This is a genomic window from Bacillus fungorum (genome assembly GCF_002746455.1).
Classification (GTDB): Bacteria; Bacillota; Bacilli; order Bacillales; family Bacillaceae_G; genus Bacillus_A; species Bacillus_A fungorum.
In genome coordinates, this window is the sequence record NZ_NWUW01000005.1 from 110,377 (window position 1) to 125,091 (window position 14,715).

At 35.9% G+C, this 14,715-nt stretch carries 12 protein-coding genes; 5 read left to right on the forward strand and 7 right to left on the reverse strand.

The features are described from left to right. The first annotated feature begins 137 nt into the window (after positions 1-137). The 3 genes from CO726_RS09125 to CO726_RS09135 are packed head-to-tail and all read left to right on the forward strand — an operon-like array spanning position 138 to position 3,577. Positions 138-629, forward strand: coding sequence for a zinc ribbon domain-containing protein (locus CO726_RS09125; RefSeq protein ID WP_099684044.1), 492 nt, complete (start codon positions 138-140; stop codon positions 627-629). A 5-nt stretch (positions 630-634) separates the two neighbouring features. Continuing rightward, positions 635-2,185 carry a zinc ribbon domain-containing protein gene (locus tag CO726_RS09130; protein WP_099684045.1) on the forward strand — a complete coding sequence of 517 codons (1,551 nt, stop codon included), beginning with the start codon at positions 635-637 and terminating at the stop codon, positions 2,183-2,185. A gap of 12 nt (positions 2,186-2,197) precedes the next feature. Next, complete coding sequence (locus CO726_RS09135) at positions 2,198-3,577, forward strand: zinc ribbon domain-containing protein (protein WP_099684173.1); 1,380 nt, start codon at positions 2,198-2,200, stop codon at positions 3,575-3,577. A 196-nt stretch (positions 3,578-3,773) separates the two neighbouring features. Here the strand turns inward: CO726_RS09135 and CO726_RS09140 are convergent, their stop codons facing one another. Beyond that, complete coding sequence (locus tag CO726_RS09140) at positions 3,774-4,076, reverse strand: DUF3910 family protein (protein WP_099684046.1); 303 nt, start codon at positions 4,074-4,076, stop codon at positions 3,774-3,776. An 80-nt stretch (positions 4,077-4,156) separates the two neighbouring features. Next, positions 4,157-5,029: a cell wall-binding protein EntA gene (locus CO726_RS09145; RefSeq protein ID WP_098758902.1), complete on the reverse strand. Its 873-nt coding sequence runs from the start codon at positions 5,027-5,029 to the stop codon at positions 4,157-4,159. A 665-nt stretch (positions 5,030-5,694) separates the two neighbouring features. Here CO726_RS09145 and opuD point away from each other — a divergent pair. Beyond that, positions 5,695-7,212 carry a glycine betaine transporter OpuD gene (gene opuD / locus CO726_RS09155; protein WP_099684047.1) on the forward strand — a complete coding sequence of 506 codons (1,518 nt, stop codon included), beginning with the start codon at positions 5,695-5,697 and terminating at the stop codon, positions 7,210-7,212. 353 nt (positions 7,213-7,565) lie between these two features. Beyond that, entirely contained in the window at positions 7,566-7,700 is a 135-nt protein-coding gene (locus CO726_RS32800) for a hypothetical protein (protein WP_000833067.1), read from the forward strand. A gap of 146 nt (positions 7,701-7,846) precedes the next feature. Here CO726_RS32800 and CO726_RS09165 read toward each other — a convergent pair whose 3' ends face one another. The 5 genes from CO726_RS09165 to CO726_RS09185 form a co-directional block, all read right to left on the reverse strand. Continuing rightward, positions 7,847-9,148: a glycosyltransferase family 2 protein gene (locus CO726_RS09165; protein ID WP_099684048.1), complete on the reverse strand. Its 1,302-nt coding sequence runs from the start codon at positions 9,146-9,148 to the stop codon at positions 7,847-7,849. After that, complete coding sequence (locus tag CO726_RS09170; protein WP_136699485.1) at positions 9,145-9,900, reverse strand: GGDEF domain-containing protein; 756 nt, start codon at positions 9,898-9,900, stop codon at positions 9,145-9,147. Before CO726_RS09170 ends, CO726_RS09165 begins: the two co-directional genes overlap by 4 nt. A 260-nt stretch (positions 9,901-10,160) precedes the next feature. After that, complete coding sequence (locus tag CO726_RS09175) at positions 10,161-11,372, reverse strand: NupC/NupG family nucleoside CNT transporter (RefSeq protein WP_099684049.1); 1,212 nt, start codon at positions 11,370-11,372, stop codon at positions 10,161-10,163. A gap of 345 nt (positions 11,373-11,717) precedes the next feature. Then, positions 11,718-13,487, reverse strand: coding sequence for a C40 family peptidase (locus tag CO726_RS09180; protein ID WP_099684050.1), 1,770 nt, complete (start codon positions 13,485-13,487; stop codon positions 11,718-11,720). A 210-nt stretch (positions 13,488-13,697) separates the two neighbouring features. Next, on the reverse strand, positions 13,698-14,582 hold the full coding sequence (locus CO726_RS09185; protein ID WP_098758909.1) for a D-amino-acid transaminase: 885 nt from the start codon (positions 14,580-14,582) through the stop codon (positions 13,698-13,700). Positions 14,583-14,715 lie beyond the last annotated feature (133 nt).

Sequence of the window (14,715 nt, forward strand, 5' to 3'; positions counted from 1 at the left end):
TTCTTTCCTTTACCATTATAAACAAAAAATGCTCAAAACAGAAAAAATGAAATTCGGATTACATAAATTGAAAATCATGGTAATATATAAAATGTTAATTTTATATATTACTATATTTTTATAGGAGGAAAAAGCATTTGTCAGATTTACAGACGAAATTAGGTAGTGGAATGAATAAGTTACAAGAAGGAATTGAGCAAGGGAAGATGAAGTTACAAGTTGCGCAAGAAATCGCTCAATTGAAAAAGGGAATGCAAGTGCAAATGCAGAAAAAGGCAGAAGTTCTATTAGAGGTTGGACAACAAGTGTATGTTCAATTAAGAGGGCACGGAGTAAATGAATCCAGTTTAAAAGAAATGATTGCTCCAGTCCAAGAATTTGATGTGGCTATTTATCAAGCGAGAAAACGCATTGTTGAATTGCAAAAACAACAAGGTGAGAAAGCTACATGTGAATGTGGTGGACCTTTATCGATGAATGATAAGTTTTGTGGCTCATGCGGAAATCCTAACCCGATGTTAGCGGTAGAAAATGACGGTGAAACGGCAAATTGTATTTCATGTGATGAGCATATCGATAAAAACTCTACTTACTGTCCGGTTTGTGGAATTAAGCAAAGTGGGGAGTGAATAAGATGTATTGTCGCACGTGCGGAAAGCAACATGGTGAAGAAGTAAATTATTGCCCAAATGAAGGTAGTATGGAGATTACGGGAGCTACGGATGCAGTAACGTTAGAACAAGATACTGCGAAATATTGCAAAGGCTGTGGTAATGAAAATGCTCAGCAAAATTTATATTGTCAAAATTGTGGGCATTCGTTATTTGTTGTAAAGAAAAAAGAACAAGCTGTAAAATTTCCTACAATAGATGGTGCTCCTAAAGTTGAATTTAAAGCAAATAAAGCCGTGTTAAAAACAGGTTTTATTGGTGGAGCTGTTGCAAGTATTCTCATGTTAATTGCAGGATGGATTGGTAGTGTATTATTTGCGTCTATATTAAGTGAGATGCTTAGTAAATTTGCGAAAGAGTTAGAAATGCTGCCGAGTTTTTATGCAAGCGCAACTGCTACGTTGTTAAATTACCATTTACTTGGTTTTACAGCAGGTGATGATAGTGGATTGATATTATCTTTATCTTGGCATACTCCATTTACATTATTATTAATCATTCCATTTATTATTTTCGCTGGAACAGGAATATGGTTAGGAAAACAGCATGTTGCAAAAACGATTAAGGATCAAATTTTTGTAGCGACAACAGTTGGTATTATTTACGGGGTCTTCTTATTCATTATAAGCTTTATAGCATCACAATCTGTTACAATTCCATTCTCGGATGCAGGGAAGATTACAGTTGGATATTCAGCGATTAAGAGCTTCTTGAGTGGATTTGTATGCGGAACGTTATTTACTTTAGTAGGATTTATTGCTCATACAAGTAAAAACAATATGGCAGTAGCCCTTCAAGAGTTAATACCATATGGAGCGTCTATTTATTATGGAATTTCATCGATGATAAAAGGTTTTTTAGTGACAGCGGTAGTAATGTGCATCTTAGCTGTATCGTTAGTAAGTAACGTAGACAGTGCTGCACCGTTAAAAGAAATGAAAGAATCTAAAGCACAAGGTGTATTATTAGCGCTAGAATTAACACCTCAATTATGGAGTATGACTCATTTTTCTCCGGTAGAAGTAGCAAGTCCAGCATTGGATCATGAATTTAAAAAATTTAGTAAGAAAGCATCTGATAACAAATTAACATTTTCATTGGTGTCAGGTATTTCCGTAAATGGTATCGGAATAAAGGATATTATAATTGCACAAGGCGGAAACCAAGAGGATCTTGCTGAAGTAGAAGAAGTAAATGGTGCATTCCATTACGGTTTATTACTACTTATTATTCCAGCACTCTTTATGTTCATGGCTGGGAGGAAATTAGCGAAATTACCAACTGCGAACATGTATATCACACTAGCTGTTTGTAGCGGTTCTTATACAATTATGATGGTTGTAATGAACATCATTTCTAAGTTCCAAATTGATGTATCTGGAAATGTAATGAATTTATTTGGAGCGGGCGGTACTGTACTATCTATGCAAAATTCATTTGTATATTTAACTATGTTTAGTTTTATCGTGACATATGTGGCGGCATTTGCTGGAATGAAATTAGCTAAAAAATAGGGGGAGAACATGTTGAAGTTTTGTGGAACATGTAAAAAGAACGTTGCAGACCATTTGAACTTTTGTCCTGAATGCGGAAGCAAAGTTGAAGTAATTGTTGATAACACTGCTGCTTCATACACAGAAGTACAAAATGAGATAAAACCAGTGAAAAGTAAGAAAAATTTATTTTTAATCATCGGTTGCCTCATCATTGCTGCTGTATTATTTGGAGCATATAAATTTGGAGCAAATAAGTTTTCAAAAGAAAAGCAAGTGAATGTAATGATTGAAGCATTCCAAAAGAAAGAAATCAACGCAATTGATGAGTTTGTGAAAGCAGATGATCCAAGCTTAAAGGTTAAGACAGAAGATATTAAAGCGTACATACGTTATTTAAAGGAGAATCCTTCGTATAATAAAGAATTATTATCTTATTTACAGAAAGAGACTATAAATCAAAATTTAGTAAAAGATAAAGCATCCTTTAAAGATGGACAAATTGTCGAAGACGGAAAAGAGTGGTTCTTATATCCGAAGTATAAGTTCAGCATGAAATCTTATTACATGAGCGTTAATACAACTGCAAAAAAAGCTGAAATATATGTGAATGACAAAAAAGAAACCGAGCTTTCTAGTGATAAAACTTCCAAAGAATTAGGACCATACTTCCCAGGTACGTATGTTGTAAAGGCGACTGCGAAGACCGAACTGACTGAATTAGAAACAGTGAAAGAAGTAGATTTAGCAGATGAACAGAGTGCGAAAGTAGAAGTTGATTTATCACTTGAAGGAAAGTATGTAAAGATTTCTTCTGATGAAAATGATGCAACTGTGTTTGTGAACGGTAAAAAACGTGGGAAATTAACTTATGGAAGTTATAATCTTGGTCCTGTATCGACAGATGAAACAGTAGAAGTATATTTAGAGAAAACTACTGATTTTGGTGTAATGAAATCTGAAAGTATTAAAATTGGAGACCAAAGCACGTATTACTTAAAATTCCCGAAAGAAACATCAAGTTCGGCTGTTGGTGACTTTGTACGAAATCATATTTATGATAATGTACGTGCGATTTCATTAAATGATTTTAGTCTAATTGAAAATAACTATGATAAGAGCGGGAAATCGTACAAGGAAGACCGTGATTATATACAGTATTTACACAAAAAAGGAATTACAGAAGACTTATTAACGATGGAAGTTCGTAATGTAGAGCGTCAAAGTGAGACGAAATATAAAGTAACGACATATGAAGAGTACCATATTCGTTACGTTGATGGATCTGTGAAGTTCAAAAGTTTTAATAACGAACATATTGTAACTGTGAATGGAAACGGAAAAATATTGTACCATTCTCTTGGAGCGAATAATACGCTTAAGTCAGAGGAAGTATCTGGTCCGACTCGCTAATAAAGGAGAGAGGTTGTTCAATATTGTTGAACAGCCTCTTTTTTTGTAGTTTATTTTTCTTGTAACTCTTTGCTAGTAAATCGATATTTTGTGTCGAACCGTTAATATATTTTTCTCTACTCGTGTTCACGAAGGGAAAATAAAAAGGATATGACTTCGCTGAAAAAATCCGGCGAGGTGATATCCCTTTTTACCATTATGAACGCGTTTCTTTTAATACAACTTGTACATATGGGTCATGTAATATTTGTTCTATAATTGGTAACATGTTTTGTTCGAATGGAATGTCGATAGGAAATGGCTTTTGTGAGCCGGGTTTGATTCCATATTGGACAAATTTGTAATGGGTATTTTCTTCAAAATTGAGCACAATTAATTTATATCGATTGTCATCACCGGCGAGTGAAAAGTCAATGGAAGTAGCATCGTATGTTACTTCATCTTTATATATATACGGTTTTGGTGTACCGATCCAGTCTACTTTTGCTTGTACATTCATGGACATAGCCTCCTTAATAGTTATTATAAAAAAATAAAAGCCAGCTCTCAACAAAGAGAACCGGCTTTAGCAGTCATTGGTTATTTTAAAATTTTCACTTTAACAGTTTTGCGTCCCCATTTTTGGGCAGCGCTATCTGATCCAAGTAGGATGTCGATACGGTTACCTTTAATTGCACCGCCAGTATCTCCAGCGATAGCTTCTCCGTAACCTTCTACCCATACTTTAGATCCTAATGGGATTACTTTCGGGTCAACAGCGATCATTTTCATGTTTGGGTTCGCTGTTAAGTCATGACCCATTGCAGTTAATACACGGCCGCCATATGTGCCACCGTTTTCGCTCGGATGAGCTGTATATGCTGTAGCTACAACTGTTAACTCACGACCATTAGAAGGTTCGCTAGTTTCAGCAGCTTTAACAGCAGGCTTAGCAGCTGGTTTTGCTTGTGCTGCAGGCGCTTTAGCTGGTGCTACAGTTTTAGCAGGAGCAGGTTGTTCTTGTTTCTCGATAACAGGTGCTGTACCTGTTAAGAAAGGAACGTGAACATAAGCTGTTTTCCCGTTATATTCAAATTGTAACCACTCGTTTTGTACTTGGTTCGTTGTTTCAATCATATCGTCTTTCTTAAGCGTTCCAAGAATTTCTGAGTCTGTGTTCGCTTCAGCACGTACGTTTAATACGTTAGCTGTTACGTAGTAGATGCTTTTTGTAAACTCTGTACTTACGAATGCGTCTTTACCATCTAAAGTGATTTTTGACCATCCGTTCTCTGTATTTTGAACATCTATTTTATTACCGTTTAGTAATTTACCGACAACTTTTGATTCCGTAGTAGGGTTTTCGCGTACATTTAGTACGTCTGTTGTTACAACAGTTTCTGCATTAGCAGATGATGTGAAAATCCCAAGACCAAAAACTGCTGCTGTTGCTATTCCAATTAATTTTTTCATGATAGCCTCCATTGCGTTTGTTTTCGTGTCCTCATTATAGCAACAGATTTTTTCGGATTTGGGGAAAACACACAATTACAAACCATTCGTAATAAGTCGTTAATATCCTGTAATATAACAAAAAATATAGGAAAGCGTTTTTCATTCTATGTGATTAGTAGGTTTCTACTTATATTCAAAATATTTAATACAACATATTGTTTTCGGCGTAAATAAAAATATTACAAGAGTGTTACGTAATGTTTACTAAACGATTACATTCCTTGAGTATTTTACCGTTTTATGGGTAATATAGTTATATAAACATAAACATTTCGTTTGTGAAACTATAAACACGTGCTATATACTAGCAAAAAAACCGCATAATTGTTACAAAAAGAAAGGGTTGCAAGGAAGAAATTTGCCCTTTTTTACATCTGTAACACATCCTTTTTTGGGAAAATACATTCCCATCCGCATTTTTCTCGCACAATTTGACAGCAGTATTTCGATCTCGTAGCTCTTGCAGAGTGAAAAGGTTATACGGAAGGTAAGGCTGTCCATAAGAATTCGAATTGGTGAAGGTGAAAGTAAGAAAATCACCGCAAAAATCATAGTTTTCTATCCGATTTTACATATCGGAATTTATGTTATTTACAAAAGTGAAACCTAAGAAGGGGGATTTGATGAGGAAACTGACAAAAACATTCATCGTTTCATTAACATTATGTATTGCATTTACACTTTGGGGGATTATTCCCGAATCTATTATTGGAAAAGGTAGCCTAGGAAATGTAACAACCGCAATTCAAACTGCATTAGTTAGTAAGTTTGGATGGTTTTATATTATTTCTGTTTCTATTATTTTAGGTGTGTCTATCTTTTTAATTGTGTCGAAATACGGTTCTATTCGTTTAGGTAAAGATGATGACGAACCTGATTATAGTTATATGACATGGTTTGCTATGCTATTTAGCGCTGGTATGGGTATCGGTTTAGTTTTCTGGGGCGTTGCCGAACCATTAAACCATTTGTATGCACCTCCGTTTGGAGAAGGTGCAACTGAGGAAAGTGCGCGCCTTGCACTACGCTTTTCATTTTTCCATTGGGGATTACATCCTTGGGGATTATATGCATTTGTAGCGCTGTGTATTGCTTACTTTACTTTTAGAAAAGGGAAAGCAAGTACGATTAGTGCGACAGTAGGTCCGTTATTTAAAAGCGGGGAACATGGGCGTATTGCTCATTCATTTGATGTGCTAGCTGTTTTCGCAACTGTGTTTGGTGTTGCGACGTCATTAGGACTTGGTGCAAAACAAATTGCCGGTGGTGTTAGTTATTTAACATCTATCCCGAACTCATTAACGACTCAGTTAGTTATTATTGCAATCGTAACAGTGTTATTTATGTTATCTGCGCAAACAGGTCTTGATAAAGGAATTAAATATTTAAGTAATACGAACATTATTTTTGCGTTTGCACTTATGATCATTGTATTATTTGCGGGTCCAACAAACTTTATTATGAATTACTTTACTTCAACAATTGGTTCTTACATTCAGGAATTGCCAAGCATGAGTTTCCGTTTAAGTCCATTAGATGAAGGCGGAAATCAGTGGATTCAGTCATGGACAATTTTCTATTGGGCATGGTGGATTGCATGGTCACCATTCGTAGGTACATTTATTGCTCGTGTTTCACGAGGACGTACGATTCGTGAGTTTGTTATTGGCGTTTTACTCGTACCGACCGTAATTGGTGCACTTTGGTTCTCTGTTTTTGGCGGAACAGGTATTCATATGGAGCTATTTGGTGATGCACATATCTTTGAAAAAGTTAAAGAGCTGGGAACAGAAGTAGGATTATTTGCTATGTTCGATCAGATGGGAAGCTTTGGATCAGCTTTATCAGTATTAGGCATTCTACTCATTGCAACATTCTTTATTACATCAGCAGATTCTGCGACATTCGTTCTAGGAATGTTAACGACGCATGGTAGTTTAAATCCGCCAAACCGCATTAAAATGGTTTGGGGTATCGTTTTAGCAGCGATAGCTTCTACTCTATTATATGTTGGCGGATTAGAAGCACTGCAAACGGCTGCTATTATTGCGGCATTCCCGTTCGTATTTGTTATTTTCTTTATGATGGCAGCATTATTTAAAGAGTTACAAAAAGAAGGGCATATGAAGCGTCATAAATAATAGAAGGAAAAAGAGCTGATTTTGTATCAGCTCTTTTTTTATCCCGCTATTTGCGAGCTAATATTCAGTGGGGGATGGACAAAACCAAACCTGATTAAAGTTTCACTTTATATAGAAGGGATTTTACATACAAGCAAGGGAAATAAAATACTTTACTATTATAAGTAGTATGCCCTTTATATGAAGAAAAAACGATATATTTCGACAATATTCGATAATTTAAAAATTCTATTCATATTTTTGACAAAAAATTGTCGGAAATGTGTTGTCACGTTTATGTATATGTGCTATATTATTTCCTGTAAGCGATTTCAAATAGTTTTAAAGCGTATTCAAGGGGGACATCTAGAATAATGAAACGTTACGAAAGAAAGTGGAAGCATATTTGTTTGAAACGTGTGGCGCATCGTAGTGTCCAAGAAAGCACGGAACCTAAGACTGAAACGCGCAAAGAACAGCAAGAGAAGCAATTGGTTCTACAAAAATAGCAATCACTTTTTCGTATATAAATGAAGGTCGATCGTTCGTTGGGGGATGGACGTGAAATTACTTTCAGCTAAGGGGTATTGTCTGATATATAATTTATACGGCAATAAATAAGCACAGAGCATACGGCGCTCTGTGCTTATTTTTATTATTTATCTTTTTTAAATCGAACTGTTTTATCCCAGCCAATGACTTGTTTCTTGCTCTTTGCACGTAAGTATAAAATTAAGCTACGAATGAATAAGTACGTAAAGAGCTGTGCGTACGTAAAGTACATGATAACACTAATAAAAATATTAGTTGGTGTAAAGGTTCGTTCCACACTCTGGGCACTAAATAATTGAGAAACATATGTAATATATGCGACATACCACATAAATAGTAGCGGAATGCTATATTGAATTTGGAATATCCCGAGTAATCCAATTACAAACCAAACGTTTGAAATGATTAAGAATAGCCAAAATACAACATACACTAAAACTTGTTGTAAGGAATGGACGAGAAGCTTTCCTTTAAAGAAGCTTAATGAGGAAAACATTTTTTCTAAAATGTACAAGTTCCCTTGGAGCCAACGTGTACGCTGCTTAATAAGGATTTTTAAATGCTCAGGTTCTTGTTCCCATGTAACCGATTCTGGAACAATCGGTAAGAGATAGCCTTTTTGTGTAATACGTAATGTTAATTCAGCATCTTCTGCAATGGCATAAGGGTCATAGCCACCAAGCTCTTCTAATGCAGAGCGGCGAAGAAGCATATTTGTTCCTGTTAGTGAACCTGTTTGGAATAATAACCAGCGTCCGGATTGCATAAGGAGCTGGAAGATTTGAAATTCTAATGAAATCATTCTTGTTAGCCAGTTTCTTTTTTCATTTACAGTACGAACATGTCCAACAGCTCCAACAGCATCCTCAGTTGTTTCAGCGTATTCTACAAGCATTCGCAAAGCGTGTGGTTCAGGTTGATTATCTGCATCATAAACACAGAAATATTCACCATCTGAAATACTAAGACCATAGTTTAGTACACGCGATTTCCCTTTTGGTTCACCCGCCGGAACACGAATGTGACGAATATGAGCATAAGCTTTGTCAAAATCGTCACCAATTTCCGGTGTTTCGTCTTGAGAGTTATCGTTTAATAAATAAACAGTTAGTTTGCCTGGATATTCAATCTTCGCCATCGCCTCTAAAGTATCCTTAATAACTACGCCTTCATTGTGGGCAGGTATTAAAATGTCGACACTTGGATAATGTTCTAACGTACGATCTTTTTGTTTCCTATTTCGGTGAACTAAACCTGCGAGTGTTAAGAAAGAATAGTAAACGAGTAAGCCAGAGAACAGAAAGGCTGTAAAAATAAGTACATATTTAATTGAAAATGTGATGCTGATCCAAAAAACGAGTAAGCAAAACAGGAGGAATAAAAGAAGTATAACGAGTGTCATCATAATACTGTCGGTCCTTTTGTAGCGATTTGTTCTCGTTTAATCTTAATGTCTTGAATTGCCTCAGCTGCAAGCCATTTTTCCATTTTGGGCTGTAGACGGTTCATTACAATATCGGCACCAGCTTCATTTGTGTTTTGTAATAAAATGACTAATGTGTTGTTATCATATTCAGCAACAAGGTCAAAGTCAGCTCTTACCGTTTCAACTAATAATGAAGCTACACGGTCCATAACACTTTCCTTCGTATATTTACTAAAGGAAGTGAAGTCAAAATAAATCATAACGCCTGTTTCATTACGACGATTCATTGCATTTATTAATAATGCTTGTCGTCTTTCGAATTCTTGCCTTGTTAATAATTTTGATTCTCCAATGTACTGTTCTAACGTTCTCACACGTTCGGTTAATTCTTTATTTTCATGAATAACCTTCTTTAATAAATGAGTTGATATATATATAATGAAGAAGTTTGCTGCCATTAGGAAATGAGTAATAATATATTCCCATTGATCTGATGTGCTCCATAAGTAAAGCCATGCTTGGTAGAATAGGTAGAACACCGAAATAATGGTTCCTAATATGAAGAGAACAAATGCAGTTTTATCAGCCAAAAATAGAAATAGTACATTAACAATTACATATATAATTGTAAAAATGAGAGCATGCTCATATTGCGTTACATGTACAGTTGTAAAATAAAATAAAATTTGTAAAATCCACATAGAGAGGACTTTATAGAAGTTATCTTTCACAAAACTTTCCTCCTTAAAGATAATTCATGCAAGGATACTTGTAGTATGCGCAATTATTAAGAAATAGACCGGATGACTAGATTCTTTTTGAGAGAGCAACAATAAGTAGTATTCCTCTTCTGTAAGAAAAAATAAAAAAACTTACTAATTATTGTATCATAATGTTTTTATATTTAGACATAGGGTATTTAATATATACCGAAAAGGTAAAGAACATGATAAAAAGTCCCCTCTTTCTAAAGAGGGGACTTTGCTTTATTTTATAGGAACATCATACCGGCAACTGCTGCATTTAAGAAGTTTGCTAATGTACCAGCGATAACTGCTTTAATCCCTAATTGTGCAATTTGTTTACGGCGAGTAGGAGCTAAAGTTCCTGTTACACCTAATTGAATTGCGATAGAAGAGAAGTTTGCGAATCCACAGATTGCGAATGTTAAAATTAGATTTGTTTTATCAGAGAAATCTGCCATGTGTGGTCCTAAGTTCGCGTATGCAACGAATTCGTTGATTGCAAGTTTTTGACCGATAAAGCTTGCTGCTTGTACAGCTTCACCAGGAGAAACCCCGATTAAAATTGCAAATGGTGATAGTAAGTAACCGAAGATTAAATCAAGGCTAAGTTTAATATCGAATAGAGAGCCAATTAATCCTAATAAACCGTTTAATAAAGCAATTAATGCGATGAAAGCCATTAACATTGCTGCTACGTTAATAACAAGTTGCATACCTTCAGATGCACCACGTGCCGCTGCGTCAATAACGTTTGCGTCTTCACGTTCTGTAGAAAGTTCAACGTTATTATCTACTTGTTCTGTCTCTGGCATAATTAGTTTCGCAATTAATAAACTTGATGGAGCTGCCATAATTGCTGCTGCTAATAAGTGTTCTAACGGAATACCCATTGCTGCATAGCCGACAAGAACTGATCCGGCAACAGCTGTCATACCGCTTACCATAATAGCGAAGAATTCACTATTTGTTAAACGTGCTAAGTAAGGTTTGATTAAGATTGGAGCTTCAGTTTGTCCTAAAAATACAGTTGTTACTGAGTTTAAACTTTCTGCTTTAGAAGTTCCAAGAAGTTTGCTTAATGCGCCACCAACGACACTAACAAATCTTTGCATAATACCGAAATGATATAAGATTGCTACTAATGAACTAATAAATACGATTGGAAGTAGTGCTTGAATAAAGAATACAAATCCCCAAGGGCCTTTTGCGTTGACTAAATCCCCAGCAACGAACTTGATTCCCTCGTAAGAAAAATTAATTAATCCTTGAACGCCATCTGCAGCGTGTTTTAAACCTGCTTTTCCGGCATCCCATCGTAATACGATAAATGAAAATGACATTTGTAATGCTAGCGCGATTAAAATTGTGCGCCAATTAATAGCTTTGCGGTTGGAAGATAGTAAGAAAGCGATTGCTAATACTCCAATCACGCCGCCAATTCCCCATAAAAGATTCATGCAGTGTGTGCTCCTTCCTCATAGTAAAAAAATGTATAAAACAGTTGTCTATACTTCTGCAAATATAACATCTTAAGTAACTTATCATAATGGACATCAGAGGTCAAACGTCTAACGAAAAGTTTAAATAAAAAGAAAATTCTTCAAAAAAACACATATAAAATGAATAGACATGAAATAGGTTATGTTTTTTATGTAAAAATATACATTATGATAACGTTATGGATTGTTTTTGTAGAATATAGTGTATGAAATAGGGAAATAGATATATTATTTTTTCGGGGATATAGGTGACACATACTAAAAAGAGCCTTCTAGTAATCTAGAAGGCTCTAAAAATATAACTTAAGGTGCTTTTGTGTATCCTAAGAAATGGCTCTTCCAATAAGAGTTACTTAATGAAGCGATTGCCACACCTTTATCTCCAGCTTGGATAAACGATCCGCCTCCAAGGTAAATACCCATATGAGAAGGACCAGCTTTATAAGTGTCTTTGAAATAAATTAAGTCACCTGGCTGTGGATTTGAAGTTTGTGGTAGGCTACCCCAATATCCCGCCACACTTTGACGACTAATGTTATGACCAAATTTCTTAAATACGTGGTAAATGTAGCCACTACAGTCAACACCGTTAGCAGAAGTACCGCCCCAAACGTATGGTACGCCTTGCATTCCTTTTGCATATGCAAGTATGGAAGAACTGTCACCGCTATTATTGCCTGTATTATTGTTGTTATTGTTTTGATTATTGTTTTGATTGTTATTTTGGTTGTTGTTAGGCTTATTATCTACTGCGCCACCAACTGGTGTTTTAGAAAGGTAACGTGTTCCGATATAACCGGTTTGACCGTTGTAGTTAATTTTGCTCCATCCAGAGTTTTCAGAGATTACTTGAACCTTCTGTCCTTGTGGAAGTGCGCCTATGATTCTATAATTTGTACCTTCGCCGCTACGTACGTTTAAGGCAGAAGCATTAATGTAGTAGTCGCCAATTGCACCTTGATCAGGTTGCTTTGGCTGCTCAGGCTGCTTCGGTTGTTCAGGAGTAGCAGTGCCACCTTTAACGAATTTTACAAATTCGCTACTAACGAAGCCTGTTTTTCCTTGATAGTTTACTTTAAACCAACCGTTTTCAGAGCCAACTACGTTTAATGTAGTACCATTTAACACACCACCAATTACACTATGGTAAGCAGCAGGGCCTGTACGAACGCGTAGAGATGTTGCGTTAACAACGTAAGTACCACCAGTTTGAACGGTTACATTATTATTTTGTTCTTGTTTATTATCTTGGTTGTTTCCTTGTGTAACGTTGTCGTTAGAACCGCCTTTTGTTACGTAGTCTTTGCTTACGTAAGCTGTTTGTCCTGCATAATTGATTTTGAACCAATCTTGAACTTCGCCAACAACTTGTACTACTTGTCCTTTTGTAACAGAACCTACAGTTGTGTGAGAAGTGCTAGGACCTGTACGAACACGAAGGGAAGATACATTTACTGTATAGTTTCCGCTTGCTGGTTTTACAGATTCTTGGTTGTTATTATTCGTATTGTTGTTTGAAGAACCCGCATTTGAAGAAACGCCAGATACGAATTCGCTACTTACATAACCTACTTGTCCATTATGGTTGATTTTCACCCAACCATTTTCTTGGCCAATTACGTTTAATGTTTGTCCTTCATATACACGTCCTGAAACAGAACTAGAAGTGTTTGGAGCTGTACGTACACGTAATACATCAGCAGTAACTTTATTGTTTCCACCTGTTGTACTTACATTAGAATTGCTTGCTCCATTTTTTGATACAAATTCGCTGCTAACAAAGCCGGTTTGTCCATTAATGCTAATTTTGAACCAACCATTTTCTTGGCCAATCACGTTTAAGGATTGACCGTTATAAACGCGTGAGATGATGTCGTGTGAAGTACTTGATCCTGCACGAACATGTAATACGCTAGCGTTTACCGTATAAGATGAGCTGTTTGATGCAGAAGCTTGGACAGTTGTAGCAGCTTTTTGTGTGTTTTGTTCTGGGGCAGCTTGAACACTATCAAGTGTAGGTGCTGCTCCTCCTGCTACAGACACTGCCGCAAGACCGGCAAGGTATTTTTTCATAATTTGTCGATTCCTTTCTGTCTGTAATGTAGTGAAGAAATATTTACCAACTGTTAAAAATTCTAAAGAGCATGTCGATTACTGTCAAGACTTATGCGGGAATCTGAATATGACAAAAAGATTACAAGAAAAATCAAGGCATGAATTTCACGCCTTGATTTTCAATTAAATACATATATTGGATGTAGAAAGGATAGAAATTATTCGTGTTTAAGAAGATGACATATTGGATTGTAACAAACTTTGAGAAAAGGATCTTTGTAGCATTTTAGTGATAGGGCCAACTTGACCATCTTGGATTGCGGTTCCATCCAGATGAGTCATCGGCAAAATTTCAATCGTCGTTCCTGTAAAAAAGCATTCATCCGCTTGATAAACATCACGAATACTAAATAGTTCTTCTTGTACTGGAATGCGGAGGGTTTTCGCTAAAGAAAGAACATATTGGCGAATAATTCCATTTAAAATTAGGTGATTAGCTGGATGTGTGTAAAGAGTTCCGTTTTTGATTAGAAAGAAGTTAGAACAGCTTCCCTCAGTTACAGTACCATTTCGTACGAAAAGTGCCTCTTTACAACCTTTTCGTTCCGCTTTTGTAGCAGCTAATATGTTGGGTAATAAATTTAATGATTTGATATCACAGCGTAGCCAGCGCGTATCCGGTTCTGATATGGCACGTACACCATATTCAATCCATAATGCTGGTCTTTCTTTCTTTGTAATATAGGCATAGATTGTCGGAGGGACGTCATATGAGAACGTATGGGTACGAGCTTGTACACCACGAGATACTTGCAAATAAATCGTTCCATCTTCGTGGAAATGATTACTTTCAATTAGTTTGTAAAGTAGGATAATAAGTTCTGCTTTTGAGAAAGGAAGTGTTAATTCTATTTCTTCCATGGAGCGATATAATCTTGTGATGTGCGGATCTAATAAGTGAAAGTTCCCTTTATATAGGCGAATAACCTCGTAGACACCATCTCCAAACTGTAAGCCTCTTTCTTCAAGTCCTATGTACGTTTTTTGTTTCGTTGTATCAATAACTGCATCATTCCAAATTACAAATCTTTCATATGCCAATTTCCGTCCCATCCTTTCGTAAGTGCATAAGTAAAGTGAAACTGTAATCCATTCGGAATAAAAATCACTATAGTAATTTTTACGTGAGTCATTCTTTACATATGACGTATATGTATTTGTAAATGGTAGAGAAGTAGTGGTGTTT